The organism is Providencia sp. PROV236, from assembly GCF_033676985.1.
GTDB classification, from domain to species: Bacteria; Pseudomonadota; Gammaproteobacteria; order Enterobacterales; family Enterobacteriaceae; genus Providencia; species Providencia manganoxydans.
The window spans coordinates 615,037-641,034 of sequence record NZ_CP096297.1; the positions used below are offsets into that span (position 1 = coordinate 615,037).

Annotated in this window: 26 protein-coding genes; 22 read left to right on the top strand and 4 right to left on the bottom strand. The window is 41.2% G+C overall.

Translation table 11 applies throughout. From position 1 onward, the window contains the following. Positions 1–4: 4 nt before the first annotated feature. Positions 5–394: a YidB family protein gene (locus M1E96_RS02590; RefSeq protein ID WP_318708174.1), complete on the bottom strand. Its 390-nt coding sequence runs from the start codon at positions 392–394 to the stop codon at positions 5–7. Positions 395–755: 361 nt separating this feature from the next. On the opposite strand from M1E96_RS02590, the gene ltnD reads away from it, so the two are divergent. The 17 genes from ltnD (at position 756) to tatC (ending at position 16,438) form a co-directional block, all read left to right on the top strand. Next, on the top strand, positions 756–1,664 hold the full coding sequence (ltnD, locus tag M1E96_RS02595) for an L-threonate dehydrogenase (RefSeq protein ID WP_272581088.1): 909 nt from the start codon (positions 756–758) through the stop codon (positions 1,662–1,664). Then, complete coding sequence (gene otnK / locus M1E96_RS02600; RefSeq protein WP_272581087.1) at positions 1,661–2,938, top strand: 3-oxo-tetronate kinase; 1,278 nt, start codon at positions 1,661–1,663, stop codon at positions 2,936–2,938. Before ltnD ends, otnK begins: the two co-directional genes overlap by 4 nt. Then, positions 2,931–3,572, top strand: a complete 642-nt coding sequence (locus tag M1E96_RS02605; RefSeq protein WP_070927603.1) for an aldolase — start codon at positions 2,931–2,933, stop codon at positions 3,570–3,572. The genes otnK and M1E96_RS02605 overlap by 8 nt, the downstream gene beginning before the upstream one ends. A 10-nt stretch (positions 3,573–3,582) precedes the next feature. Beyond that, positions 3,583–4,362 carry a 2-oxo-tetronate isomerase gene (gene otnI / locus M1E96_RS02610; RefSeq protein ID WP_070927605.1) on the top strand — a complete coding sequence of 260 codons (780 nt, stop codon included), beginning with the start codon at positions 3,583–3,585 and terminating at the stop codon, positions 4,360–4,362. A gap of 12 nt (positions 4,363–4,374) precedes the next feature. Further along, the gene (locus M1E96_RS02615; RefSeq protein ID WP_070927607.1) at positions 4,375–5,142 is read left to right on the top strand and encodes a DeoR/GlpR family DNA-binding transcription regulator; all 768 of its coding nucleotides are present in this window, start codon (positions 4,375–4,377) and stop codon (positions 5,140–5,142) included. A gap of 54 nt (positions 5,143–5,196) precedes the next feature. After that, positions 5,197–6,156: a D-erythronate dehydrogenase gene (gene denD / locus M1E96_RS02620; protein ID WP_070927609.1), complete on the top strand. Its 960-nt coding sequence runs from the start codon at positions 5,197–5,199 to the stop codon at positions 6,154–6,156. A gap of 10 nt (positions 6,157–6,166) precedes the next feature. Then, a complete protein-coding gene (locus tag M1E96_RS02625; RefSeq protein WP_272581085.1) occupies positions 6,167–7,543 on the top strand; it encodes a GntP family permease in 1,377 nt (458 codons plus the stop codon). Positions 7,544–7,811: 268 nt separating this feature from the next. After that, positions 7,812–8,567 carry a uridine phosphorylase gene (gene udp / locus M1E96_RS02630; RefSeq protein ID WP_070927613.1) on the top strand — a complete coding sequence of 252 codons (756 nt, stop codon included), beginning with the start codon at positions 7,812–7,814 and terminating at the stop codon, positions 8,565–8,567. 207 nt (positions 8,568–8,774) lie between these two features. Continuing rightward, the gene (locus M1E96_RS02635; protein ID WP_369427358.1) at positions 8,775–9,557 is read left to right on the top strand and encodes a tyrosine-protein phosphatase; all 783 of its coding nucleotides are present in this window, start codon (positions 8,775–8,777) and stop codon (positions 9,555–9,557) included. Between the two features lie 70 nt (positions 9,558–9,627). Beyond that, entirely contained in the window at positions 9,628–10,158 is a 531-nt protein-coding gene (locus M1E96_RS02640; RefSeq protein WP_070927618.1) for a DedA family protein, read from the top strand. A gap of 103 nt (positions 10,159–10,261) precedes the next feature. Continuing rightward, positions 10,262–11,617: a DNA recombination protein RmuC gene (rmuC, locus tag M1E96_RS02645; protein ID WP_319068404.1), complete on the top strand. Its 1,356-nt coding sequence runs from the start codon at positions 10,262–10,264 to the stop codon at positions 11,615–11,617. Between the two features lie 77 nt (positions 11,618–11,694). Then, positions 11,695–12,450, top strand: coding sequence for a bifunctional demethylmenaquinone methyltransferase/2-methoxy-6-polyprenyl-1,4-benzoquinol methylase UbiE (gene ubiE / locus M1E96_RS02650; protein ID WP_272581082.1), 756 nt, complete (start codon positions 11,695–11,697; stop codon positions 12,448–12,450). A gap of 1 nt (position 12,451) precedes the next feature. Continuing rightward, complete coding sequence (locus M1E96_RS02655; RefSeq protein ID WP_070927626.1) at positions 12,452–13,105, top strand: SCP2 domain-containing protein; 654 nt, start codon at positions 12,452–12,454, stop codon at positions 13,103–13,105. Then, positions 13,092–14,726 carry a ubiquinone biosynthesis regulatory protein kinase UbiB gene (gene ubiB / locus M1E96_RS02660; RefSeq protein WP_070927628.1) on the top strand — a complete coding sequence of 545 codons (1,635 nt, stop codon included), beginning with the start codon at positions 13,092–13,094 and terminating at the stop codon, positions 14,724–14,726. Before M1E96_RS02655 ends, ubiB begins: the two co-directional genes overlap by 14 nt. A gap of 113 nt (positions 14,727–14,839) precedes the next feature. Further along, positions 14,840–15,130: a twin-arginine translocase TatA/TatE family subunit gene (gene tatA, locus M1E96_RS02665; protein ID WP_272581081.1), complete on the top strand. Its 291-nt coding sequence runs from the start codon at positions 14,840–14,842 to the stop codon at positions 15,128–15,130. A gap of 3 nt (positions 15,131–15,133) precedes the next feature. After that, positions 15,134–15,670, top strand: a complete 537-nt coding sequence (gene tatB / locus M1E96_RS02670; protein ID WP_140179046.1) for a Sec-independent protein translocase protein TatB — start codon at positions 15,134–15,136, stop codon at positions 15,668–15,670. 3 nt (positions 15,671–15,673) lie between these two features. Beyond that, entirely contained in the window at positions 15,674–16,438 is a 765-nt protein-coding gene (gene tatC / locus M1E96_RS02675) for a Sec-independent protein translocase subunit TatC (protein ID WP_070927634.1), read from the top strand. A 48-nt stretch (positions 16,439–16,486) separates the two neighbouring features. Here tatC and rfaH read toward each other — a convergent pair whose 3' ends face one another. Beyond that, complete coding sequence (rfaH, locus tag M1E96_RS02680; protein WP_070927636.1) at positions 16,487–16,981, bottom strand: transcription/translation regulatory transformer protein RfaH; 495 nt, start codon at positions 16,979–16,981, stop codon at positions 16,487–16,489. Between the two features lie 168 nt (positions 16,982–17,149). On the opposite strand from rfaH, the gene pepE reads away from it, so the two are divergent. The 3 genes from pepE to fre all read left to right on the top strand — a co-directional run bounded on the left by pepE (position 17,150) and on the right by fre (position 20,174). Next, positions 17,150–17,875: a dipeptidase PepE gene (gene pepE, locus M1E96_RS02685; protein WP_070927638.1), complete on the top strand. Its 726-nt coding sequence runs from the start codon at positions 17,150–17,152 to the stop codon at positions 17,873–17,875. Positions 17,876–17,989: 114 nt separating this feature from the next. After that, on the top strand, positions 17,990–19,462 hold the full coding sequence (gene ubiD, locus M1E96_RS02690) for a 4-hydroxy-3-polyprenylbenzoate decarboxylase (protein ID WP_140179052.1): 1,473 nt from the start codon (positions 17,990–17,992) through the stop codon (positions 19,460–19,462). A 10-nt stretch (positions 19,463–19,472) separates the two neighbouring features. Next, entirely contained in the window at positions 19,473–20,174 is a 702-nt protein-coding gene (fre, locus tag M1E96_RS02695; RefSeq protein ID WP_070927640.1) for an NAD(P)H-flavin reductase, read from the top strand. Positions 20,175–20,419: 245 nt separating this feature from the next. Here fre and fadA read toward each other — a convergent pair whose 3' ends face one another. Together fadA and fadB are read right to left on the bottom strand one after the other, a co-directional pair. After that, entirely contained in the window at positions 20,420–21,586 is a 1,167-nt protein-coding gene (gene fadA, locus M1E96_RS02700) for an acetyl-CoA C-acyltransferase FadA (protein ID WP_070927642.1), read from the bottom strand. 4 nt (positions 21,587–21,590) lie between these two features. Beyond that, on the bottom strand, positions 21,591–23,783 hold the full coding sequence (gene fadB, locus M1E96_RS02705; RefSeq protein ID WP_369427359.1) for a fatty acid oxidation complex subunit alpha FadB: 2,193 nt from the start codon (positions 23,781–23,783) through the stop codon (positions 21,591–21,593). A 256-nt stretch (positions 23,784–24,039) separates the two neighbouring features. Between fadB and pepQ the strand changes: the two genes are divergently transcribed. Both pepQ and M1E96_RS02715 read left to right on the top strand, forming a co-directional pair. After that, the gene (pepQ, locus tag M1E96_RS02710) at positions 24,040–25,374 is read left to right on the top strand and encodes a Xaa-Pro dipeptidase (protein WP_070927648.1); all 1,335 of its coding nucleotides are present in this window, start codon (positions 24,040–24,042) and stop codon (positions 25,372–25,374) included. Further along, positions 25,374–25,988, top strand: a complete 615-nt coding sequence (locus tag M1E96_RS02715) for an IMPACT family protein (protein WP_070927650.1) — start codon at positions 25,374–25,376, stop codon at positions 25,986–25,988. Before pepQ ends, M1E96_RS02715 begins: the two co-directional genes overlap by 1 nt. Positions 25,989–25,998: the final 10 nt, after the last annotated feature.

The following is a 25,998-nucleotide window of genomic DNA, read 5'->3' on the forward strand; positions in this document are numbered from 1 at the left end:
ATGATTAACCAAACAGTTTTTCTTTTAGCATGTTCATGCCAACTGCCGTTAAATCGACATTTTCTGGGATCACGCCTTCTGGGGTCGCATTACTGACCAGTTTTGGTAAATATTTAGCAATCAGCTCAGCCGTTTCTTGTGGATCAAACCCAACTTTTTGTGCGAGTTGCTGAATATCTAAATTACCAAACACTTGAATAAGCTGATTAACGCTAACAGGCAAGTTTTCGCTATTACCGATCCATGACTGAATGATGTCACCTAAGCCTTGTTGATTAAATTTATCAGCCACTCCGGCTAACCCGCCTTGCTTATCAATCCATTCAACAACAGATTGAAACTGACTCATTTTATCCCCTGCAACCATAGTGACCAGTTGATCGAACAGACCCATTTTTACTCCTTGCTATCGCGCTAAAACCACTAAAAATTAATTAATCGGCTATTTTGGCGAATTTATACGGTGCGTCAATCAAAAATGGTGCGATTGCTAACAACTGAATGTAATCATTGATAAGTTTCCTTCACAAATTATCACAAAAGTATCAATTTGGGTCATATCACATTTTTTATCACACTGTAGTGTGAAAGGTTTTGTGAATTGTGAAAAATTATAATTGATTATTTATCAGGTGGTTGGGTTTTAATTGTTTATTTTTTATATTATTCATAATGTGATGGTCATCATGTGTTTGTGAATTTTATTGTGTGAAAATTCACACCAATAACAAAGATTAACAACATCAGGGGTTGTTATGGAAAATGTCATTAGCAATGTTGGAGTCATTGGACTTGGCTCAATGGGAATGGGGATCGCAAAATCATTAATAAGAAATCAGATCCCAACTTATGGCTTCGATCTTAGCCAAGATGCCTGCCAAATCTTAAAACAAGCAGGTGCCGTTGCGGTAGGGCAAAATGCGGCTGAATATGCACCGCAACTCCAAGCGCTATTGCTTGTAGTGGTCAATGGTAAACAAGTTGAGTCGATACTGTTTGGCGGTGATGCTCCTTTAGTCGAACAACTGAATGCAGGGACGATTATTGTCTTGCATAGCACATTATCTGCTGTGCAAACAAAACAGATCGCTCAGCGCTTGCAACAATACCAACTACCATTAATGGACGCACCAATTTCAGGTGGAGCTTTAAAAGCTGAACAAGGCCAATTGACCATTATGGCTTCGGGTCCATCTCATCTATTTGAACAGTTACAAGCGGTTTTTTCAGCCATTTCAGAGCGTTTATATCGAGTAGGTGATGAGGTCGGTCTTGGCTCAACGGTAAAAACCATTCACCAACTACTAGCAGGTGTGCATATTGCCGTTGCAGCAGAGAGCATGGCACTCGCAGCCAAAGCGGGTATCGACCTTGATATGATGTATGACATTGTCACTCATGCAGCTGGCAATTCATGGATGTTTGAAAATCGTATGCAACACGTGCTTGATGGTGATTATACCCCGAAATCATCCGTTGATATTTTTGTAAAAGATTTAGGGTTGGTGATGGAAACAGGCAAAGCACTCAATTTCCCACTGCCTATTGCAGCAACAGCTCATCAAATGTTTATTTCTGCCAGTAATGAAGGTTATGGCCTTCAAGATGACAGTGCAGTAATCAAAACTTTCAAAGGCATTTCTTTACCGGAGAAAATGGTATGACAGTAAAACTAGGTGTGATCGCCGATGACTTTACCGGAGCGACCGATATCGCTGGTTTTATGGTACAAAACGGTTGGAAAGTGGTTCAGTTACTCAATGAACCTGATGCAAATACCGTAGTACCACAGGATGTTGATGCAATTGTTATCAGCCTGAAAAGTCGTTCTTGTCCTGTTGATGAAGCGATCAATGCCTCATTAAACGCTTGTCGTTGGTTAAAAGAGCAAGCTCAGTGTCAGCAAATTTTCTTTAAATATTGCTCCACTTTTGATTCGACTGAAAAGGGGAATATTGGCCCAGTGACTGATGCGTTGATGAAACAATTAAATGCGCAACAGGCTTTGATATGCCCTGCACTGCCAATTAATGGCCGAACAGTTGTTCATGGACATCTGTTTGTTAATGGCCAATTGTTAAATGAAAGTGGTATGCAGCATCATCCAGTGACACCCATGACGGATGCTAACTTGATGCGAGTGATGGAAAAACAGTCTGAAGGTAAAGCAGGGCTGATTGCATTGCAAGACATCCAGCAAGGTAGTGCTGTGATTAAACAGCGTTTACTCACCTTGGCTGAACAAGGGGCAAGCTATGTTGTGGTTGATTCATTAACCATGAATGACTTATTACCTATCGCCGAAGCAGTAAAAGAAATGCCATTACTAACAGGCGGATCTGGCCTTGGCGCAGCACTGGCAAATGTTGATACAGGTTGTGAATGGGGCGCAGGAAGTCAGCGTGGCGCGAAACCCTCTAAACAAGGTCGTAAAACAATTATTTTGTCAGGCAGTTGTTCTGTGATGACGAATAAGCAAGTTCAGTGTTACCAACAAATTGCACCTGCAAAAGTGCTTGATGTGGGCGAATGTATTGAGAATCCACACTATGCACAACAGCTTGTCACTTGGGTGCAAGCGCAGAAAACAACAGGTTTAGCACCATTGTTATATGCCACACAACCCCCTGAGATATTGAAAAAAATCCAAGAAAATTATGGCGCTGAAGCAGCAAGTACAGCGGTAGAAAATATCTTTGGTGAAGTAGTTAAGTTATTACAAGCACAGGGCTATAACACTTTCATTATTGCTGGTGGTGAGACATCAGGCAAAGTCGTGCAAAGCCTAGGTACTGAACAATTAAGTATTGGAGCGCCTATCGCACCAGGGGTTCCATGGGTAGAAGATTTAACTAGCGGTTATTGGTTGGCACTCAAGTCAGGTAATTTTGGGCAAGAGAATTTCTTCCAGTACGCACAGGAGATGTTTGATGAGTGAAGAGAAGGCGCTGCGCCAAGAGTTAGCTGATTGGGCTAAATCGATGTTTAACCGTGGCTATAGCAGTGGTGGGGCTGGAAACATCAGTGCCAAACTTCCCGATGGCAATATTATTGTGACACCCACTAATTCAAGCTTTGGTGATTTAGATCCTGAAAGATTGAGTAAGTTAGATCCAGAAGGCAATTGGATCGATGGTGATAAGCCAACGAAAGAAGTGTCAATGCACATGGCGATGTATCGGCAACGTCCTGATTGCCAAGCGGTAGTGCATTTGCATTCACCTTGGTTAACGGCGCTATCTTGCCTATCAGGATTAGATAACCGTAATTGCTTACCACCAATCACGCCTTATTACGTGATGCGAGTTGGCAAACTACCACTGATTGAATATTTACCACCGGGAGATGACCGTATTGGTGAAGAAATTGAGAAATTAGCACCTAACCATAATGCGGTACTGCTTTCCAATCATGGTCCAGTGGTTGGCGGGAAGACCTTAAGGCAAGCTTTCTTCAATGCGGAAGAGTTAGAAGATACAGCTCGTTTATATATTACGTTGCGCCAGCAAGGTTTTACCACATTGACTGCTGAGCAGGTTAGTGAACTAGAAAACCGTTATCCAAAAAAATGAGGCATTAAAAATGGCGAAATTTGCAGCAAACCTCAGCATGATGTTTAACGAAGTTCCTTTTATTCAGCGTTTCGAGAGAGCGGCACAGGCTGGATTTTCAGGGGTTGAGTATCTTTTCCCTTATGAAGAACAACCTGAAGCTATTGCAGAACAGCTAAAAAAGAACGGCTTAACTCAAGTGTTATTTAATATGCCTGCGGGTGATTGGGCTGCCGGTGAACGCGGCATGGCATCTATCCCAGGACGTGAAAATGAATTTGCAGAAGGCGTGCAAACGGCACTGAAATATGCCAAAGCTCTCGGCTGTAAACAAGTACATGCGATGGCCGGTAAGCTAGATGCAAAATTTACACTAGAAGAGCAGCGCGCCTGTTTTATTAAAAATATTCAACAGGCGGCAGATGTGATGGCTGAGCACGGAATTCGTGTATTGATTGAACCGATCAATACGCGAGATATGCCCGGCTACTTTCTGACCACGCAGAAACAAGCTGAAGCTTTATTACCTGAAATTAATCGTGAAAATGTGTTTATTCAATTAGATCTCTATCACTGCCAAATCATGGAAGGTGATTTATTGAAAACAATTGAGCGTTTATGGGGTAAATTTAGTCATATTCAGATAGCTTCAGTACCATATCGCCACGAACCTGATAGCGGTGAAGTCAATTACCCATGGATTTTTAATCAATTAGATCAGATGGGATATCAAGGTTGGCTCGGTTGTGAATACCACCCTGCGGGTCGTACAGAAGATGGTTTGGGCTGGTTAAAGAAAGCACAACCGTAAACAGGAGAGTCTATGATCCCTTCAGAGCGCCGTGATTTTATTTATCGTTACGTTCATGAATACCAAACAGTATCTATCAGTGACTTAGTAGAACTGATGAATGTATCGCATATGACGGTAAGACGTGACATTCGCACGTTAGAAGAAGAAGGGAAAGTGGTTGCGATAAGTGGGGGAGTACGATTAAACGATGCATTACGCCAAGAGCTACCTTGGAGTGAAAAAGCGCGTTTACACCATCGCAGCAAACGTGAAATAGGCCAATTTGCCTCATCATTGGTTGAGGATGGACAAGTTGTTTACCTCGATGCAGGTACCACAACATTTGAGATAGCACGTGTGTTAGGTGAGCGTTTTAACTTAACAATTGTGACCAATGATTTCTCCATTATGCAGTATTTAATGGATAAATCTCAGCTCAATTTGTACCACACAGGAGGGCAAGTGGATAAACGTAACCATTCTTGTGTGGGGAATACCGCATCAATGATGCTGCAAACCTTAAATGTTGATGTGGCATTTATGAGTACTAGCTCTTGGGATTTATTGCATGGAGTTTCAACTCCACATGAAGAGAAAGTGCAAATAAAGCAAACATTGTTGGATGTCGCTCGGCGCTGCGTATTGGTTTCGGATAGCAGCAAATTTGGTAAATATGGCATGTTCCGTGTTTGCCCGCTTAATCAATTGCACGACATCATTTGTGATGATCATCTACCAGCTGATGCCGTGCAGCAGATAACAGAACAGAACATAAAACTTCATTTAATAAAAACATAAATCATCTTACCTAATGATAAATAGCTACAAAAAGCTATTTCAAGGAGAATAACAATGAAAGTTATCATCACTGGTGGCGCTGGCTTCTTAGGTCAGCAGCTAGCCGCTGCTTTACTTAAAAACAGCCAGGGTTTGCAATTTGATCAACTTGTTTTAGCTGATATTCAATGTCCTACATCACCGGTTGAAGATGCGCGAGTGACCTGTGTGGCGGCGGATCTCACTCAAGCAGGCGCGGCAGATAAACTGATTGATGCACAAACCGATATTATTTATCACCTTGCTGCAATCGTGAGTAGCCATGCTGAAAGTGACTTTGACTTAGGCATGAAAGTGAACTTTGAAGCAACACGTCAACTACTTGAAGTGGCACGTGAGAAAAATCCGGCTATCAAATTTATTTTCACCAGTTCATTAGCGGTATTTGGTGGTGAATTGCCTGATGTGATCACAGATCTGTGTGTAGTCAATCCACAATCCTCTTATGGTGCACAGAAAGCAATGTGTGAACTGATGGTAAACGACTACTCACGTAAAGGTTTTGTGGATGGTCGAGTGATGCGTTTACCAACTATCAGTATCCGTCCAGGCGTGCCTAATAAGGCGGCTTCTTCATTTGCTAGTGGAATTATTCGTGAGCCACTCAATGGCATCGAAAGCGTGTGCCCTGTCTCCCCTGATTTAGCACTGTGGTTATCTAGCCCAGAAACAGTAGTGAATAACTTTATTCATGCAGCAAGCATTCCGGCTGAAAAATTTGGTTTATCTCGCACCGTTAATTTACCGGGGATCACTGTTACTGTTCAAGGCATGATCGACGCACTACGCGATGTTGCAGGTCAGAAAGCGGTTGATCTGATCCGCTTTGAACCAGACGAAGCGATCAATCGTATTGTTGCCAGCTGGCCGGGTAAATTTGATATTAGCCGTGCATTAGGTCTGGGTTTCCGTGCTGATGGTTCGTTTGCGGATGCCATTCGTTCATTCATCACTCACCATGGCTCACAGCAATAGGGGATAAGCGATGTCCTATATTCCTATTATTGGCCTCGCGGTGGCCATATTTGTCCTGATTTTCTTGGTATTACGAACGCGTATTCATGCGTTACTTGCCATGTTGATTGCAGCAGCAATTGCCGGTATTTCAGGTGGATTGACCGCAGCAGAAACCGTCACTGTTATTACAAAAGGGTTTGGTACTACACTTGGCAGTATCGGTATTGTTATCGGCCTAGGGGTCATGATGGGAAGGGTACTGGAAGTCTCGGGTGCCGCTGAACAGATAGCATATAGCTTTATCCGTTGGTTAGGTAAAAAACGTGAAGAATGGGCGCTGGCGATCACCGGTTATATCGTGAGTATTCCCATTTTCGTTGATTCGGCTTTCGTTATTCTCTATCCATTGGCGAAAGCACTGGCAAAAAACGGTAAACGTAACCTATTAACCTTAGGGGTTGCACTCGCGGGTGGTCTGGTCGTTACTCACCATACTGTTCCGCCAACACCGGGGCCTCTGGGCGTTGCAGGGATTTTCGGCGTTGATATTGGTGCAATGATCTTAACGGGTATGACACTCGCACTCCCTTGTGTGATTGGTATCGTATTGTATGCGAAGTGGTTAGCGGTTAAATACCCTGAATTCATGCCAGATGAAAGTGGCAATGCTGATCTGAAAGAAATTCATGATCGCTATATGGAAGAGAAAGCGAACAAACCATTGCCAAGCTTATTCTTATCCGTACTACCTATTGTTACACCAATCCTGCTGATTTTTATTAATGCAGTGAATGGTTTATTACTGAAAACAGCAACCTTCCAAGGAATGGAAAGTAACTGGTATTTCCAAACGTTTGAATTCCTTGGTGCTCCGATTATTGCACTTTCAATTAGTGTGTTAATTGCAGTGTATACATTGATGCCAACAGCAACGAAAGAAGAAGTCATCGACCGTATGGAAGAAGGCTTGCAATCAGCGGGGATCATCTTGCTGGTAACAGGTGCTGGTGGTGCATTAGGTGCAGTATTACGCGACAGCGGTACAGGGAATATTTTAGCAGAGCATGTAGCGAGTTTGCCAATCACTCCAGTGCTGATCCCGTTTATTATTGCGACCTTAGTTCGCTTAATTCAAGGTTCAGGCACGGTAGCGATGATCACTGCGGCTTCTATTTCAGCGCCAATTATTAGCCAAATTCCAGACATTAACCTACTGGTTGCTGCGCAAGCTGCCACAATGGGGTCACTGTTCTTTGGTTATTTTAATGACAGCCTTTACTGGGTTGTGAATAGAATGATGGGTATTAAGGACGTTAAACAACAGATGATGGTCTGGTCTATCCCAACAACGATAGCGTGGGCAATCGGTCTGGTGGGCGTTCTGATCCTTGATGTAGTTCTCTGATAGTTAGCTATCTTTTATTTTGCCAATAATCAAAAGCACCATTCGTAGTTTGAATGGTGCTTTTTTATTAGTTTTTTTCATATCGTCTATACTGATTGCATAATTGAATGAGGATTAACATTTATTGTGATCTAAATCTCTTTTTGGTGAAACGTTATTGTTTTGTTTTTCATTAAAAGTGACCAAAGTCACTAAATGGTTTAGGGTTTACCGCTATATTACTTATAACGTATAAATTCAATGATGCCATTGTGTAAAGGAGTTTGATATGTCTGATGTATTCCACTTAGGCTTGAAAAAGAGTGACCTACAGGGTGCTACTGTTGCTATTGTTCCCGGTGATCCTAAACGTGTAGAAAAAATTGCACGCCTGATGGATAACCCAGTACATCTAGCTTCTTTGCGTGAGTTTACCTCTTGGCGTGGTGAGCTTGATGGTAAAGCGGTGATTGTGTGCTCAACCGGTATTGGTGGTCCTTCAACCTCTATTGCTGTGGAAGAGTTGGCACAATTAGGGATCCGTACTTTCTTACGTATTGGTACCACCGGTGCTATCCAAGAAAATATCAATGTCGGTGATGTATTAGTGACAACTGCGGCAGTGCGTTTAGATGGCGCTAGCCAGCACTTTGCTCCGCTAGAATACCCAGCAGTTGCTGACTTTACTTGTACGAATGCCCTTTACGATGCGGCCAAAGAGGCTGGCGCAACAGTGCATGTAGGTGTGACGGCATCATCAGATACTTTCTACCCAGGTCAAGAGCGCTATGATACCTATACCGGTCGCGTTATGCGCCATTTCAGAGGCTCGATGAAAGAGTGGCAAGATATGGGCGTGATGAACTATGAAATGGAATCAGCAACATTGCTCACCATGTGCTCTAGCCAAGGCCTACGCGCAGGTATGGTTGCGGGTGTAATCGTTAACCGCACACAACAAGAAATTCCAGACGAAGCACTTTTGAAAAAAACCGAAGGTAATGTTCTTAGCATTGTAGTTGAAGCGGCTCGTCGACTACTGTAGTCCCTTATTACTGGCTCGTTTGCGTTACTTTCACTCGGTTGTGGATAAAACGTAGGCGGGCTTAATTATTCCTCTCTCTTTCTTTGATTTTCTTTGTGTAAGTCATTTTGTTGATACCTGCTGAAATGCAGGTATTTTTTCCTATTTTATTTAAGCCATAATCTGTTATGGTTTTCATAGCAATCAATATTATAGGTACTGATAATTATGACAAACACACCTTACTTACACCCTTCAGTATTACCTTTGAAAGGTGGAATTAACTTTCGTGATCTTGGCGGAAAAAAACTGGCGAATGGTAACAAAATTAAAGCGGGGATCCTCTTCCGTTCAGGGGCACTTGACCGCCTAACTGAAAGCGATCTCGCTATTCTACAAGCACAAAATCTCTATCAAATATTGGATTATCGTGATGTGGCAGAAATCAAATCCAAACCAGATTTGATCTGGGATGGCGCTCATTATGTTAATGCCCCCGCGAACCCTATGGCTGATGAAGTCAGTGCTGATTTAGATAAACTCACGCCAGAAATGTTGGAACAATTTGATCCAAAAGTTTTCATGGGGCGTTTGTATGAACTACTGCCTTTAAATAACCCTGCTTATCACCAATTAGTTGATATGCTAAAACATCCTGAAAAAGGGGGAATTGTTCAGCATTGCGCCGTGGGCAAAGATAGAACGGGTGTTGGCTCTGCATTGGTTCTTTTCGCGCTTGGTGCCGATCTAAATACTGTGATGGATGACTATTTACTGACCAATGAAACCTTAGCCCCATTTCGTGAATACTTATTAAAAGAGCATGCACAGAGAATGAGTGAAAGTGTGTTGAAAAAGTTTGAATATGTTTATTCCGTGCGTGAAGAGTTTCTCATGACAGCGATAAATAGTATCAATAGCCATTATGGTAGTATCGATCAGTGGTTAAAGGTTGACTTAGGTTTGGATAATACTGGAAGAGAACAATTACAGAGTTATTTCCTCGAGTAATTAGTATAGGATTGGTTTATTTCATATGAGTTAAAGTATTAAGCCAATCAATTGTTAAGGAGGAAAGCGTATGACATTGAATGAAATTGTCGCGGTGGTCACTGATTTTACTCGTGCTCATGAAATATGGGCACTGCCAATCATTTTCTTCCTCGCTTTTGGTGAGTCTTTAGCTTTTCTCTCTTTGCTGCTTCCTGCAACAGTTATTCTATTAGGGCTTGGTGCGCTAATCGGTGAAAGTGGTATTTTATTTTGGCCAGTTTGGTTGGCTGCAACCTTAGGGGCATTTTTTGGCGACTGGCTCTCATACTGGTTTGGCTTCCATTATAAAGACAATGTTCGCAAGATGTGGCCTATTTCTCGTAAACCTCAAATGATCGACCGTGGTCAACACTTCTTTAATCGTTGGGGGGTATGGAGCGTATTTTTAGGGCGCTTCTTTGGGCCATTTAGAGCAGTTGTTCCTCTGGTTGCTGGTATCTGTAAAATGCCTAAACGCTATTTCCAAGCCGCAAATATTGTTTCAGCCATGATTTGGGCGTTTGGCATACTCGCTCCTGGGGCATTTGGATTGCGTTGGTTAGCACAATGGATGGGATAAGTTGCGAAGACGTTCGCAGTTTTTTTGTGATGTAAATTACTTCTGGACAGATATACAGTATCCGATTACTTTACATTGGATCTCATAATGTAAGGATTTAACTGTGGATACCTCTCTTTTATATGGGGTGATTGGCGCCCTTGGTGGTATTTTAGTCGGCGGCTTGGCTGTCTGGTTGTCTATTGCACAAAAATTGAGCCAAAAAGAACAAGATCTGCAACAACTTCATCGTCAACTAGCGGCAAGTGACGAAAAAAACACCCATCTTTCCGAATGGAAAAATGAGTATGAGCGGCTTGATCAAGAACTAAGAACATTAAGAGATATCAATCGAGAGCAAGAAGCTGAGCTGCGGGAAATCACCACACGTTTCGAACAAAACCAATTAGCAAATGAAGAAAAACAGCGCTTATTACAAAATAGTGAGCAACGCTTAACTACACAATTTGAAAATCTTGCTAACCGTATTTTTGAGCAAAGTGAGCGTCGTGCTTCAGAGCAGCAGCAGAAAAGTTTACTCGCGATGTTGTCGCCATTTCGAGAGCAACTTGAAGGTTTTCGTCAGCAAGTTCAGCAAAGTTTTGGTGAAGAAGCGAAAGAACGGCACACTCTGGCCTATGAAATTCGTCAATTACAGCAATTAAACAATCAAATGACCAAAGAAACGGTCAACTTAACCCGCGCGTTAAAAGGTGATAATAAGATACAAGGAAATTGGGGGGAGACCATCCTTGCTCGTATCTTAGAAGCGTCGGGTTTGCGTAAAGGTAGTGAGTTTGAAACCCAAGTTAGCATTAACACTGGCTATAATAGCCGCTACCAGCCAGATGTGATTATTCGTTTACCCGAAGGGAAAGACGTTGTGGTTGATGCTAAAATGTCTTTAGTTGCTTATGAGAACTATTTCAACAGTGATGACCCTGATGAGCAAGCAAATGCCATTAAAAATCACATCGCGTCGATTCGTAATCATATGCGAATATTGAGCCGTAAAGACTATCATCAGCTACCGGGCGTACGTTCACTTGATTATGTGCTTATGTTTATCCCTATTGAACCTGCTTATTTACTTGCTTTAAAAGAATCGCCCGAGCTACTCGATGAAGGAATAAAACAGAATATCATGTTAGTTTGCCCATCAACTTTGCTTGTTGCGGTACGAACGATTAATAATTTATGGCGTTATGAGCGACAAGGGCAAAATGCGCAAGAAATTGCGGCGAAAGCCGCTAAAATGTATGACAAGCTTCGTCTGTTTGTCGAGGATATGCAGTTATTAGGAACCAGCCTTGATAAAGCCGATCATGCTTATCAATCAGCAATGAAACGTTTAGCGGAAGGGCGAGGGAATTTAATCAGCCAAGCTGAAAGCTTTAAAGAAATGGGCGTTGAGGTTAAGCAACCTATTTCACCTCAATTGGTGGATAAATCAGATAAGCCATATTGTGCGGAATCTTAGACTTCTTAATAGGGTTTTACTGCAAAGGCTGTTACACTTCGTACAAAAGTTTTGAATTATAAACAGGCATAATAGAAATGACAGAACCATCAAAAGAAACCATTGATTTTGGTTTCCGCACAGTAGGCAAAGAAGATAAAGTTGGCCTAGTGGCAAATGTTTTTCACTCTGTGGCATCAAAATATGACTTGATGAATGATTTAATGTCTTTTGGTATTCATCGTGTCTGGAAACGTTTTACTATCGAAGCGAGTGGTGTACGTCGTAACCAACGTGTACTTGATCTTGCTGGTGGAACGGGTGACTTAACGGCAAAATTTTCGCGTCTTGTCGGTGAAAAAGGTGAGGTTGTTCTCGCAGACATCAACGACTCGATGCTAAAAATGGGTCGTGAAAAATTACGTGACCTTGGTATCGTAGGCAACGTAAGCTATGTTCAGGCTAATGCTGAAGAATTACCATTCCCTGATAATTATTTTGATTGCATCACTATCTCATTTGGTTTGCGTAACGTGACTGATAAAGACAAAGCGTTGCGTTCTATGTATCGAGTGTTAAAACCAGGTGGGCGTTTGCTGGTTCTTGAATTCTCTAAGCCTATCATTGAGCCTTTGAATAAAGCTTATGATGCTTATTCATTCCATGTTCTTCCTCGTATTGGGCAGGCGATTGTCGGCGATCCTGATAGTTATCGTTATCTTGCAGAGTCAATCCGTATGCATCCTGACCAAGAGACACTTAAGTCAATGATGGAGAACGCAGGATTAGAACAAGTTTCTTACACCAATATGACTGGCGGTATCGTTGCATTGCATAAAGGGTTTAAATTCTAAGATGGAAGCCACATCAGCACAGGCAGAAAGCCAAAATACAGTATTATATTCTTTAATGACCGCCTTTATGGAAACGTCTTTGAATCACATGTTATTCAAAGAGGCGGTCTTAAAACCAGCTCGAGTTCGCTTAGCTGGTAAAGTCATGTCTATTGACTTAAAAGAGTTTAATAAAACGCTGACGCTGATTTTTACAGATAACCATGTTGATGTATTAAGCCAATGGCATGAACCTGCGGATTGCACGATCAAAACATCGCTATTTACACTAATTAAGCTTAAAGATAAGCAGCAACTTTCTCAATTAATCAACAGTGGTGACATTGTTATTGAGGGAGATATGCAGGTTGTACAACACTGGTCTTCATTACTGGATATGGCCATCTGGGATCCTGCTCATTATTTGTCTCCGTATTTAGGGGATGTAGCAGCTCAAGGTCTCAGTCAAGTGTTTAGAAAAGGTGCAGGTCTTGTCTCTCGCCTAGTTGCCCAGCAAAAAACCTATATAAAAGACACGCTACTTGAAGAGTGGAAAATGGCTCCAAATCCACTCGAACTTGCTTATTTTAGCGATGAAATTGAACAAGTCTCTGATTCACTTGATGAATTGGAAAAACGATTGAGCAAGTTGGAGGAGAAGAATGACGCCCGGTGAAATAAAACGTCTCTACTTTATTATTCGGGTATTCCTCTCGTATGGCTTAGATGAATTAATCCCCAAAATTAAGTTAACCTTACCACTGCGTATTGGGCGTTTTGGTTTTTTTTGGATTAAAAATCAGCATCAAGGTAAAGAGCTTGGCGAACGCTTACGTTTGGCTTTACAGGAGCTTGGCCCTGTATGGATTAAGTTCGGTCAAATGCTCTCTACTCGTCGTGATCTCTTCCCACCGGCTATCGCTGACCAACTTTCACTATTACAAGACAAAGTCGCTAGTTTCGATGGTAAATTAGCACGTCAATATATTGAAGAATCGCTCGGCGGACCATTAGAACAATGGTTTGATGATTTCGATGAAAAAGCATTAGCATCAGCCTCTATTGCTCAGGTTCACACGGCAAAACTTAAAGAAAATGGCAAAGAAATCGTTTTAAAAGTCATTCGCCCTGATATTTTGCCTATTATCAAAGCTGATGTGAAATTGATGTATCGTATCGCTAATTGGGTGCCATTATTACCGGATGGACGTCGTTTACGCCCTAAAGAAGTGGTTCGTGAATACGAAAAAACGTTAATTGATGAATTAAATCTTTTGCGTGAATCAGCGAATGCGATCCAATTACGGCGTAATTTTGAAAATAGCTCAATGTTATATATACCTGAAGTATATGCGGATTATTGTCGTGAAAATGTCATGGTGATGGAGCGTATTTATGGTATTCCAGTCTCTGATATTACTGCTCTAAAAGCACAAGGGACTAACATGAAGATCTTGGCAGAAAGGGGCGTTAAAGTCTTCTTTACTCAAGTTTTTCGTGACAGCTTTTTCCATGCTGATATGCATCCAGGAAATATTTTTGTTAGTTATGAGCACCCTGAAGATCCACTTTATATTGGCATCGACTGTGGTATTGTCGGGTCATTAAATAAAGAAGATAAGCGTTATCTTGCGGAAAACTTTATTGCCTTTTTTAATCGTGACTATCGTAAAGTTGCTGAGCTGCATGTTGATTCAGGTTGGGTGCCTGCTGATACTAATGTTGAAGACTTTGAGTTTGCGATTAGAACTGTTTGTGAGCCTATTTTTGAAAAGCCACTGGCAGAAATATCGTTTGGGCATGTGTTGCTGAATCTCTTTAACACCGCTCGTCGATTTAATATGGAAGTTCAGCCTCAATTGGTATTGTTGCAAAAAACGTTACTTTACGTAGAAGGTTTAGGTCGTCAATTATACCCACAACTGGATTTATGGAAGACAGCTAAACCTTTCTTAGAAGACTGGATACATAGCCAAGTTGGACTTCCTGCAATTACCAAAGCGTTAAAAGAAAAAGCACCTTATTGGGCTGAAAAAATGCCTGAAATCCCTGATTTAATTTATGGTGCTTTACGTCAACATAAGTTTTTGCAATCAAATATTGAGCAACTCGCTGAACAATTGAAGGATCAGCGTAGCAAACAACGCAAATCGCAATACCTATTAGGAATTGGTGCAACATTTATCCTTTGTGGCAGTTTATTCTTTATTTCGGACTCTATAAGGATGGCGATAGCATTTATGTCTGCGGGGGCGTTGTCATGGGTTATTGGCTGGTGTAAATCAGGGAAAAATTAAGTAAACCTTGTTTTGCGACAAGTTTATAAGCCTGTGAATATTTCCGTATTGCTGCTAGGTTGTATATAATGGGATTAATAACTATTGATCCCACTTTTACAGAGGTATAAACAATGGAATCAACTATTGCAACGGCTGCTTTTGGTAGCCCTTGGCAACTTATCATTATTGCTCTACTTATTATTTTAATTTTCGGCACCAAAAAACTGCGTTCTCTGGGTTCGGATTTAGGCGAGTCATTGAAAGGCTTTAAAAAAGCGATGAATGATGATGAAGCTGCTAAGTCTGCAAAAGAAGAGCAAGAGAAACAAGATGCTGATTTTGCAACCAAAAATATTACAGAGCAACAGGCTACCGAAAAGAAAGATAGTCCAGTTGAGAGCAAAAACAAAGAGCAGGGTTAAACCGTGTTTGACATAGGTTTCAGTGAACTGCTGCTTGTTGCAGTTATAGGCCTTGTTGTACTGGGCCCTGAGCGTCTACCAGTAGCAGTAAGAACTGTTGCTGGTTGGATCCGTGCTATGCGCTCATTAGCTGCTAATGTGCAAAATGAATTGTCACAAGAGCTGAAATTACAAGAACTGCAAGAGACGTTGAAAAAAGTTGAGGAGAAAGCTGGTATGGAAACGCTTTCTCCTGAGCTAAAACAATCGATGGATGAACTCCGTCAAGCTGCCCAGTCTTTAAAATCGGGCTATCAAGCAACGACTGATAGTGTGGAAAGTGAATTGCAGAAAGCCAAAGAATTAACTGACAACTATGACAGTGCGGTTAAAGATGCGCAAACAACAGTTTCACAAACACAAGAGTCAGATCCTGATCCTGAATATGCAGCCAAAATGGCGGAAGTTGTTGAGGAGCCTGCATCTACCAAAGGTGAAAGCAGTCCAGAAGACAATGTTGACGCAAAGAAAAACCCTAATCAGATAGAAAGCGAAAAATAGAACATGGCTGTAAATGATACTCAACCACTTATTAGCCACCTAATTGAATTAAGGAAGCGGCTACTAAACTGTTTGATCACGGTTTTAATTGTATTTGCTGCTCTGGCTTACTTTTCAAATGATATTTATCGGCTAGTTGCTGCTCCTTTGATTGATAAGCTGCCTGTTGGCTCTCAAATGAGTGCAACCGACGTGGCATCCACATTCTTTACCCCAATTAAGCTAACGATGATGGTATCGGTATTTCTTTCGATACCTGTGATCCTTTATCAAATTTGGGCATTTATCGCGCCTGCGTTATATAAACATGAACGTAGATTGATGCTGCCTTTATTGGTTTCTAGTAGTTTCCTTTTCTATTTGGGAATGGCATTCGCCTATTTTGTGGTTTTCCCATTAGCATTTGGTTTCTTTGTCAAAACTACTCCTGATAGCGTTAATTTTATTCCTGATATTAGTAAATATCTGAGTTTTGTGATGACGCTATTTATGGCATTTGGTGCAGCATTTGAAGTGCCTATAGCCATTATTCTATTATGTTGGACTGGTGTTACAACACCTGAATCATTAAAGCGCAAACGCCCATACATTTTAGTCGGTGCTTTTATTATTGGGATGTTTTTGACGCCACCAGACGTGCTATCTCAAACGTTACTTGCAGTTCCAATGTATTTGCTATTTGAGCTTGGCGTTCTTCTTTCCAATTTCTATGTTGGTAAAGGCCGACGTAAACCGGAAAATGACGAAGAAGAGCACGATGAGCAGTAAAATATAGCCAATTGATTAAAACCCACATGATTGTGGGTTTTTTTGTTTTTACTGAGGTAGTTTTTTGAATTGGGTATTATCAAGAACCTTGGTGACACTCTTATTCAAGATATTAAGTAAGAGGATTGATCGTGTTTCGCCATTGGGTTCGTCGTATATGGCTTGAATACCTGCAAAGATCCCTTCAGTAATTAGAACGCTATCACCATGGATAGGAGTTTCTGGGGCAATAAGATGGGAAAGCTCAGTTTGCTGTAATAACTCAATAAGCTCATCAGGCACAATGGCGGGTAATTGTCCAAAACGAACAAAGTGGCTAACCCCACGTGTTGATTGTATCGTGGTTGTATGGATCGCATTATGATCAAATTTGACAAATAAATAATTAGGAAATAGAGGCTCCTTGACTATGGTGCGTTTTCCTCGAATGACTTTTTCAATATCTGCCATTGGTGTCATGCAGATAACATCTTGTCTATTCAGGTGCTCCATAGCCCTATCGATTTGGCCGCGTTTACAATATAACAGATACCACTTTTCCATTTTTCTAATCCAGCACAACAAAATTATGCTCATCATAACAAATTAGCGGATAAAAATGTGACTAATCGATTAAGTAAGAATATCATTCATAATCATAAAGATATCTTAACTTAAGTACAATCGATTGTTGTTAACTGTAATATAACAACTCGTTATCTAGGAGAGTGCATGGAAATTTTTTTATTAAGTAATGGTAAGCTTCCAAATAACCCTGTTTGGCTGAGCTATGCATTACCTCGTATTCATAAAGTGATTGAGCGTAAAAATATTAAATCAGCGGTGCTTGTCCCTTATGCTGTTTTACGTGGCTCTCATGATGAAAGAGCTGAGCAATTAAGTGAGGCTTTAGGTATTAAAGTTACATCCATTGAACATTTCTCTAGCCCAGTAGAAGCGATTGAGCAGGCGGAATGTATATTAGTCAGTGGTGGAAACACTTGGTGGTTAAACAAGTGTTTACATGAAAATGGTCTGATTGTGGCAATTCAGCGTGCGGTGAGAGAGCGTAATGTGCCTTATATTGGCTGGAGCGCTGGTTGTAATGTTGCAACGCCTAGTATCCGCACAACTAATGACATGCCTGTCAGTAATGCGGCTATTATGCCATCTTTGGGTTTGTTCCCACTCCAAATTAACCCTCACTATATTGATGCTCATATTTCAGGCCACATGGGAGAAACACGCGACGAAAGATTACAAGAGTTCTGTGTGATTAACCCACATGAGACAGTGGTTGCTCTCAGAGAAGGAAGTGGCCTACAAATCAAAGGTAACACTTTAGAATATTTCAGTGGTAAAGGTGATGGGTTTAAATTATTTAAACATAATCAATCCTTCCCAGAACAATTTGATACTTTATCATTAAAAGGGCTGGTTCCATTTGATTGCCAATAAAGTAATCAGTCATAAATAATAAACATATTGATTATACATAGTTTTTATGGGTAACTTGTAACCTTGGCCGGACGTCTTATAATGAGACTCCCTCTGTAATAGTAAAAGATGACAATGAAATACCGTGACCTAAGAGACTTCATTGCCCAGCTAGAAAAGCAAGGCGAATTAAAACGTATTACGATGGAGGTTGATCCTTACCTCGAAATGACGGAAATAGCCGATCGTACTCTTAGAGCAGGAGGGCCGGCCTTATTATTTGAAAATCCCAAAGGCTATAACATGCCTGTTCTGTGTAACTTATTTGGCACAACCAAACGAGTTGCTATGGGAATGGGGCAAGAAGATATTAAAGCATTGCATGATGTTGGCAAATTGCTGGCTTTTCTAAAAGAACCGGATCCTCCGAAAGGGTTCCGTGACCTATTTGATAAATTACCTAAATTTAAGCAAGTGTTGAATATGCCTGCAAAAAGGCTGAGTTCAGCACCTTGCCAAGAACAAATTTGGGCGGGTGACGATGTCGATTTAACAAAAATCCCAGTCATGCATTGCTGGCCAGAAGATGCAGCTCCTTTAATTACTTGGGGTTTAACGGTCACTCGAGGGCCAAACAAAGAACGCCAAAATTTGGGGATCTACCGACAACAAGTTTTGGGTAAAAACAAACTTATCATGCGTTGGCTTTCACACCGTGGTGGGGCGCTTGATTTTCAAGAGTGGTGCCAACAGCACCCAGGTGAACGATTCCCCGTTGCAGTTGCATTAGGGGCAGATCCTGCAACTATTTTAGGTGCAGTGACGCCTGTACCAGATACCCTATCTGAATATGCATTTGCTGGTTTATTACGTGGCAATAAAACTGAAGTTGTGAAATGTATTTCTAATGATCTTGAAGTACCGGCTGGTGCTGAGATCATTCTTGAAGGCTATATTGAGCAAGGGGAGCTGGCGCCAGAAGGGCCATATGGTGACCATACTGGTTATTATAATGAAATTGATAGTTTCCCTGTATTTACTGTTACTCATGTAACTCAACGTCGCGATGCTATTTATCATTCGACCTATACAGGGCGCCCGCCTGATGAACCCGCAGTGCTCGGCGAAGCATTAAATGAAGTGCTAGTGCCAATTTTACAAAAACAGTTCCCTGAGATCGTTGATTTTTACTTACCGCCAGAAGGTTGTTCATATCGCCTAGCTGTTGTCACAATGAAAAAACAATATGCAGGCCATGCCAAAAGGGTAATGATGGGGGTTTGGTCATATCTTCGACAGTTTATGTATACAAAATTTGTCATTGTTTGTGATGATGATATCAATGCTCGAGATTGGAAAGATGTGATATGGGCAATAACAACACGCATGGATCCTGCTCGTGATACTGTTATGATGGAAAATACGCCAATAGATTATCTTGATTTTGCTTCACCAGTATCAGGTTTAGGTTCAAAAATGGGGCTAGATGCAACGAATAAATGGCCTGGAGAAACAAATCGGGAATGGGGACGGCCAATTGTGATGGATGAAGCAGTGAAGTCACGTGTAGATGATATTTGGGAACAATTGAATATTTTTGGAAAATAAGAGGGGAGCCATGGCAACTTTGAGCTGCAAAGTCACATCTGTTGAATCTATCACTGATACCGTTTATCGGGTTATTTTGTTGCCAGATGGGCCCTTTCATTTTAAAGCAGGTCAATATCTTATGGTCATAATGGATGAGCGAGATAAACGCCCGTTCTCTATGGCCTCAACACCTGCAAATAACGAAACAATTGAGCTTCACATTGGTGCTTCTGAAATTAATCTTTATGCAATGGCTGTTATGGATAGGATTTTAGATCAGCGCCGTATTGATATTGATATACCTCATGGCAAAGCATGGTTTAGAGAAAATAGCCAAAATCCGATGATCTTAGTTGCAGGCGGAACCGGATTCTCTTACACGCACTCAGTATTACTCGCTGCTTTAATGGAAAATCCTTCCCGTGATATCACTTTCTATTGGGGTGGACGCCAGTTAGAGCATCTATATGATTTAGGTGAACTCCAAGCCTTAAGTGAACGCTATGCTAATCTGAAAATCGTTCCTATTGTTGAGCAGCCTGATGGCTCTTGGAGAGGACGCTCAGGCACAGTACTCAGTGCTGTTTTAGACGATTTTGGTGATTTATCTGCTTATGATATTTATATCGCGGGTCGTTTTGAGATGGCTAAAATCGCAAGAGAACGTTTTTGCGCTGAGCGTGGTGCAAAGCCAGAGCAGCTGTTTGGTGATGCTTACGAGTTTATTTAGTATTGATTACATAGCAAAGTGAGCATTAGTCTAGAAGTTTGCTGCTGCTCCTTAAACTAAAAAGCCCGCCCCTGACTAGGCGGGAATGTTGACAACATACAACAACACTACGGCAAATAGTGGATACACTCTCCATACATCAAGTTGCAACGTCGCTAGCTGTATCTATTAATTTTAGTTACCTATGCTTAACTATTATAGTTAGCTAGCTCTGTTGCGCCTTGAGCCATTCAGAGTATTGGGTATTATATGCGCTCGATGATAGTTGCTATCCCTTGCCCAAACCCAATGCACATAGTTGCTAGACCGAATTGTTTATCCTTCTGCTCTAATTGATTCAGTAAAGCGGTGGTGATCCTCGCTCCTGAGCACCCTAAAGGGTGGCCTAGTGCGATAGCACCACCGTTAAGGTTCACTTTTTCATCAATTTGATTTTCTGGCAATTTCAGGCCTTTTAAACACGCAATAGACTGCGCCGCGAAAGCTTCATTTAACTCAATAACATCGATATCTGCTAATGATAACCCCGCCCGTTTGAGCGCTAATTCAGTTGCAGGAACTGGCCCGAATCCCATAGTGGACGGATCACAGCCTACAACTGCCATGGAACGAATCCGTGCTCTTGGCTTTATGCCTTTGTTTCTCGCATAATTTTCACTGGTGATCAGCATTGCTGATGCGCCATCAGAAAGAGCTGATGAATTACCTGCGGTTACAGTACCACTTACGGGATCAAAAGCGGGTCTTAATGATGCTAATCCTTCTAAACTAGCATCAAAGCGAATAACTTCATCGTAATCGACAGCAAACAGGTTCCCGCTACTATCGTGCCCAGCAATAGGGGATATTTCATGCTTAAATGAACCATTTTTGGTTGCCTGAGCTGCTCTTTGATGAGAGCGAAGTGCAAATGCGTCTTGCTCTTCACGGCTTATTTTATACATTTTAGCTAGCATTTCAGCAGTTAACCCCATAGCGCCTGCTGCTTTAGCCACTCGTAGCGTGAGCTTAGGGTTAAAATCAATACCATGAGTCATTGGAACATGACCCATATGTTCGACTCCACCAATTAAGACCGAACTGGCATCGCCTGTCATGATTAGCCGGCTTGCATCATGAATAGCCTGCATAGACGAACCGCATAGGCGGTTAACTGTTACAGCTGGTACAGTATGAGGAATATCAGTAAGTAATGCTGCATTCTTAGCGACATTAAACCCTTGTTCAAGCGTTTGTTGCACACATCCCCAAATGATGTCATCCAATTCTTTTTTACTGGCATTTGGGTTACGTTCAAAAATTGCATTCATCAGATGTGCAGAGAGGTCTTCCGCTCGGACTTGGCGAAATACACCACCTTTTGAACGCCCCATTGGTGTACGTATTCCATCGATAATAACGACATTTTCCATACTTTTAGCCTCTCGCAACTTTTTGAATATCGATTGCCACAACAGGAGGTTGTGCATAATAACTCGCATTGGTCTGCGACTTTTCTTTAAGACCCGCAGGAATTTGATACAAGGGACTTAAATCAGCGTAAGCTTCCGCTGTTTTAGCGTAAGCTGCCGTGCCAAGAGTATCTAAATAGCGGAACGCACCTCCACGGAAAGGAGGGAAGCCAAGACCATAAACTAAAGCAATATCTGCATCAGCAGGGCTTTGAATAATGCCTTCTTCTAAGCAACGAACAACTTCGTTAATCATAGGGATCATCATACGGGCAATGATCTCTTCTTTTGTAAATGACCTTTTCTCACTACTGATTGGTGCTAAAAGCTCATTTGTCTCGGGAGCATCAATTTTCTTTGGTTTACCTTTTTTATCTTTTTCGTATTGATAAAAACCTTTGCCATTTTTCTGACCAAAGCGTTTTTCTTCAAACATGACATCAATGGAATTTTTGCGTGTTTTACTCATACGTTCAGGGAAACCTAATGCCATGACTTGTTCAGCATGGAAAGCGGTATCAATACCAACGACATCAAGCAGATATGCAGGACCCATTGGCCATCCGAATTCTTTCTCCATAACTTTATCGATTTCTTTAAAGTCAGCGCCGTCTTGGAGTAATAAGTTGAAACCTGCAAAGTAAGGAAACAGGACTCTATTAACAAAAAAGCCTGGGCAGTCATTGACAACTATCGGTGTTTTACCCATTTTGCTGGCATAGGTAACGACCTTCGCTATTGTCTCATCGGATGTTTTCTCGCCACGAATAATTTCAACTAATGGCATGCGATGAACTGGGTTAAAGAAGTGCATCCCACAAAAATTTTCAGGTCGTTTTAGTGCCTTGGCTAATTTAGTGATAGGAATTGTAGATGTATTAGAGGCTAATACAGTTTCAGCGCTGACTAAAGGTTCAACCTCAGATAAGACCGCCGCTTTAATTTTCGGATTTTCTACAACTGCTTCTACAATAATCTGTGCGTTTTCAATGCCTGCATATGAAAGTGAAGGGTGGATAGAGGCAAGGGTTTTTGCCATTTTAGAGGCGTTTATTTTTCCTCTTTCAAACTGTGCATTTAATAATTTATGGGCTTCATCAATACCTAAATCTAACGATTTTTCATTGATGTCTTTCATTAGAACAGGGATGCCTTTACTTGCGGATTGGTAAGCTATCCCACCACCCATTATCCCTGCGCCAAGAACGGCAGCATGCTGAGGTGCATCAACATGGCGAGAAAGTTGTTTACTTGTCGCTTTAACTTGTTGGTCATTAAGAAAAATGCTAACTAAAGAACGGGCGACATCGCTATGTGCGAGAGGAACAAAGCTAGCGGTTTCATATTTTAAAGCTTCATCTCTGGCGCAGTTTGCGGCTTTTTCAATTGTGTTAACCGCAGCCATCGGTGCTGGATAGTGTTTACCTGCCACTTTGTAAACCATACCTTTAGCAACATTGAAGCTCATTGTTTGTTCGATAGGGCTAAGCTGCAATGGTTGTAACTTAGGTTGACGCCTTTGTTGCCAGTTAATGGCTCCTGAAATTGCGGATTCAATCAGTTCAAGCGCCGCTTGTGGTAATTTTTCAGTTTCAACGACCGCATCTACTAAACCTAATTTTAATGCTTCAGCGGCACCTACATCTTTACCCGCAGTAATAATCTCAAGAGCACTATCTAAACCGATTAATCGAGGAAGGCGAACAGAGCCACCAAAGCCAGGCATAATCCCTAATTTCGTTTCGGGTAGGCCTACCCGTAGATCTGGTGTCGCAATACGAAGGTCAGTAGAAAGGATGCACTCACAACCACCACCTAGCGCATAGCCATTAATGGCACTAAGAGTAGGTACAGGTAAATCCTCAATGCGATTAAAGATATGATTAGCGTAACCTAACCACTCACTTAGCGTTTCAGCAGGTGCTTCGAATAATGATAAAAACTCTTTGATATCAGCGCCTACAATGAAAGCGGGTTTATCAGATCTTAAGATAACTCCTAATAAATCAGATTGTTGTTCAAGAACAGAAACTGCTTCATCAAGTGAAGCAACGGTATGAGTATCCAACTTATTTATTGGCCCAGGCGAGTTAAAAACGAGTTCTGCAATACCTGTTTTCAACCATTGAACATAGATCGTTTCACTTTGATAAAGCATGCCGTTCTCCTTATGATGATTTAATCATCTGGTACGACCAGATGGATTTAGTGTGACTAGAATGTTAAGGAAATGCAAATAATCAATAACAAAACTGGAATGGTGATCACAGCAAATAAGAGAAATAGAGTCGTTGTGAAATAGGATTTATACTTATAATCAATGCGTTAACTTATTGATTGCTCAGACTGCATACCAGTAAATTAAAGAACGTGCTAAGCTTGGATTTTCTTATAAAGCTGAAAGGTTGAATGAAATGGAAAAACTGACTGCACTCTACGCTGAACATATTAAAACTTTGCAAACTAAAACTCAGCAAGTCTTACAACGCAGCAAGCTAGACGCCATATTGATTCATTCGGGTGAACCTATACGTATATTTCTCGATGATAGTGATTATCCATTTAAGGTGAACCCTCATTTTAAAGCATGGGTTCCTGTCACCGATGTACCGCACTCATGGTTATTAGTCGATGGCGTAAATAAGCCTAAGTTATGGTTTTATTCGCCTGTAGACTATTGGCACAGCGTTGAACCATTACCAACGAGTTTTTGGACTAAAGATGTTGAGCTGATCCATCTGAAAAATGCTGATGATATCAATGAGCTTCTTAACTACTTAGTTAAAGATAATGTCGCTTATATTGGCTCTTCAAAAGCTAGAGCGGAATCATTGGGGATCCGCCAACAGAATATCAATCCAAAACCTGTCATTGATTTTTATCACTTTCACCGTTCCTATAAGACCGATTATGAAATGTATTGCATGCGTGAAGCGCAAAAAATGGCAGTTAATGGTCATTTATCTGCATTTGAAGCATTTCAGGCTGGTATGAGTGAATTTGATATTAATATTAGCTATTTGCAAGCAACAGGCCATCGCGATACAGATGTTCCTTACGGTAATATTGTTGCGCTCAATGAAAATGCGGCGGTACTACACTACACTAAATTACAACAGCAAGTTCCGAATGAAATTAGAAGCTTTTTGATTGATGCAGGTGCTGAATATAATGGTTATGCAGCGGATATAACTCGTACTTACGCAGCTAAAAATAAAAGTGATTTTGCAGCATTAGTTGCGGATCTTAATAAAGAGCAGCTTGCATTGATAGATACAATCAAAGCAGGTGTTCGTTATACCGATTATCATGTTGATATGCATCATAGAATAGCCAAGCTATTGAAAAACCATTCAATAATTAAAGGTGTTAGCGAAGAAACTATGGTTGAAAAAGGGCTAACTACTCCATTTCTCCCTCATGGTTTAGGGCACCCACTTGGTTTACAGGTTCATGATGCTGCGGGTTTTATGCAAGATGAGAATGGTACTTTGCTTGCTGCACCAAAAATGTATCCTTTCCTACGCTGTACGCGTGTATTAGAGCCAGGAATGGTAATGACCATTGAGCCAGGACTTTACTTTATTGAGTCTCTATTAGCTTCTTGGCGTTCAGGTGAATTTAGCCAATATTTTAACTGGGAAAAAATTGAGCAATTCAAACCTTATGGTGGTATTCGTATTGAAGATAACATCATCATTCACCATAATCGGATTGAAAATATGACAAGAGACCTGCAACTACCGTAATGAAACCCTATTTAATACCGGCTGAATCAATTTCTTACGTAGAAGAAATTAAAAAAAGTCGTTTTATTACCTACCTTGCACATACTGAAGGTATTGATGCAGCAAAAGATTACATTCAATCGATTAAGGCTCAATATCCAGATGCCCGGCACCATTGCTGGGCTTTTGTCGCGGGCCGTCCTGATGATTCACAACAATTAGGTTTTTCTGATGATGGGGAACCTACCGGAACGGCAGGTAAACCGATAATGGCTCAGCTACTTGGGAGCCAGTTGGGAGAAATCACGTGTGTGGTTGTGCGTTATTTTGGTGGAATAAAACTTGGAACAGGTGGATTAGTTAAAGCCTATGGTAATGGTGCCCAGCAAGCGCTTAAGCTATTGCCGACACAAACTAAAGTACCACAAAAAATTTTTCAGTTAGTTTGTGATTACTCATTAATTAATTCGATTGAACAGCTCATCACACAGATTGGAGGGGTAGTTTTACATAGTGAATACAATGAGGTTGTATCTTTGCGTATTTCAATTCCTGCTACCCTAGAACGAGAAGTCAATGATAAATTACGTGATATGAGTCGCGGCGCGCTGGAACTCATAACAGAAACTGAATAGTCAATTGGTT

Excerpts from the sequence above, each read along its gene's own strand:
- M1E96_RS02590 (WP_318708174.1), bottom strand. The coding sequence starts at position 394 with ATGGGTCTGTTCGATCAACTGGTCACTATGGTTGCAGGGGATAAAATG.
- ltnD (WP_272581088.1), top strand. The coding sequence starts at position 756 with ATGGAAAATGTCATTAGCAATGTTGGAGTCATTGGACTTGGCTCAATG.
- otnK (WP_272581087.1), top strand. The coding sequence starts at position 1,661 with ATGACAGTAAAACTAGGTGTGATCGCCGATGACTTTACCGGAGCGACC.
- M1E96_RS02605 (WP_070927603.1), top strand. The coding sequence starts at position 2,931 with ATGAGTGAAGAGAAGGCGCTGCGCCAAGAGTTAGCTGATTGGGCTAAA.
- otnI (WP_070927605.1), top strand. The coding sequence starts at position 3,583 with ATGGCGAAATTTGCAGCAAACCTCAGCATGATGTTTAACGAAGTTCCT.
- M1E96_RS02615 (WP_070927607.1), top strand. The coding sequence starts at position 4,375 with ATGATCCCTTCAGAGCGCCGTGATTTTATTTATCGTTACGTTCATGAA.
- denD (WP_070927609.1), top strand. The coding sequence starts at position 5,197 with ATGAAAGTTATCATCACTGGTGGCGCTGGCTTCTTAGGTCAGCAGCTA.
- M1E96_RS02625 (WP_272581085.1), top strand. The coding sequence starts at position 6,167 with ATGTCCTATATTCCTATTATTGGCCTCGCGGTGGCCATATTTGTCCTG.
- udp (WP_070927613.1), top strand. The coding sequence starts at position 7,812 with ATGTCTGATGTATTCCACTTAGGCTTGAAAAAGAGTGACCTACAGGGT.
- M1E96_RS02635 (WP_369427358.1), top strand. The coding sequence starts at position 8,775 with ATGACAAACACACCTTACTTACACCCTTCAGTATTACCTTTGAAAGGT.
- M1E96_RS02640 (WP_070927618.1), top strand. The coding sequence starts at position 9,628 with ATGACATTGAATGAAATTGTCGCGGTGGTCACTGATTTTACTCGTGCT.
- ubiE (WP_272581082.1), top strand. The coding sequence starts at position 11,695 with ATGACAGAACCATCAAAAGAAACCATTGATTTTGGTTTCCGCACAGTA.
- M1E96_RS02655 (WP_070927626.1), top strand. The coding sequence starts at position 12,452 with ATGGAAGCCACATCAGCACAGGCAGAAAGCCAAAATACAGTATTATAT.
- ubiB (WP_070927628.1), top strand. The coding sequence starts at position 13,092 with ATGACGCCCGGTGAAATAAAACGTCTCTACTTTATTATTCGGGTATTC.
- tatA (WP_272581081.1), top strand. The coding sequence starts at position 14,840 with ATGGAATCAACTATTGCAACGGCTGCTTTTGGTAGCCCTTGGCAACTT.
- tatC (WP_070927634.1), top strand. The coding sequence starts at position 15,674 with ATGGCTGTAAATGATACTCAACCACTTATTAGCCACCTAATTGAATTA.
- rfaH (WP_070927636.1), bottom strand. The coding sequence starts at position 16,981 with ATGGAAAAGTGGTATCTGTTATATTGTAAACGCGGCCAAATCGATAGG.
- pepE (WP_070927638.1), top strand. The coding sequence starts at position 17,150 with ATGGAAATTTTTTTATTAAGTAATGGTAAGCTTCCAAATAACCCTGTT.
- ubiD (WP_140179052.1), top strand. The coding sequence starts at position 17,990 with ATGAAATACCGTGACCTAAGAGACTTCATTGCCCAGCTAGAAAAGCAA.
- fre (WP_070927640.1), top strand. The coding sequence starts at position 19,473 with ATGGCAACTTTGAGCTGCAAAGTCACATCTGTTGAATCTATCACTGAT.
- fadA (WP_070927642.1), bottom strand. The coding sequence starts at position 21,586 with ATGGAAAATGTCGTTATTATCGATGGAATACGTACACCAATGGGGCGT.
- fadB (WP_369427359.1), bottom strand. The coding sequence starts at position 23,783 with ATGCTTTATCAAAGTGAAACGATCTATGTTCAATGGTTGAAAACAGGT.
- pepQ (WP_070927648.1), top strand. The coding sequence starts at position 24,040 with ATGGAAAAACTGACTGCACTCTACGCTGAACATATTAAAACTTTGCAA.
- M1E96_RS02715 (WP_070927650.1), top strand. The coding sequence starts at position 25,374 with ATGAAACCCTATTTAATACCGGCTGAATCAATTTCTTACGTAGAAGAA.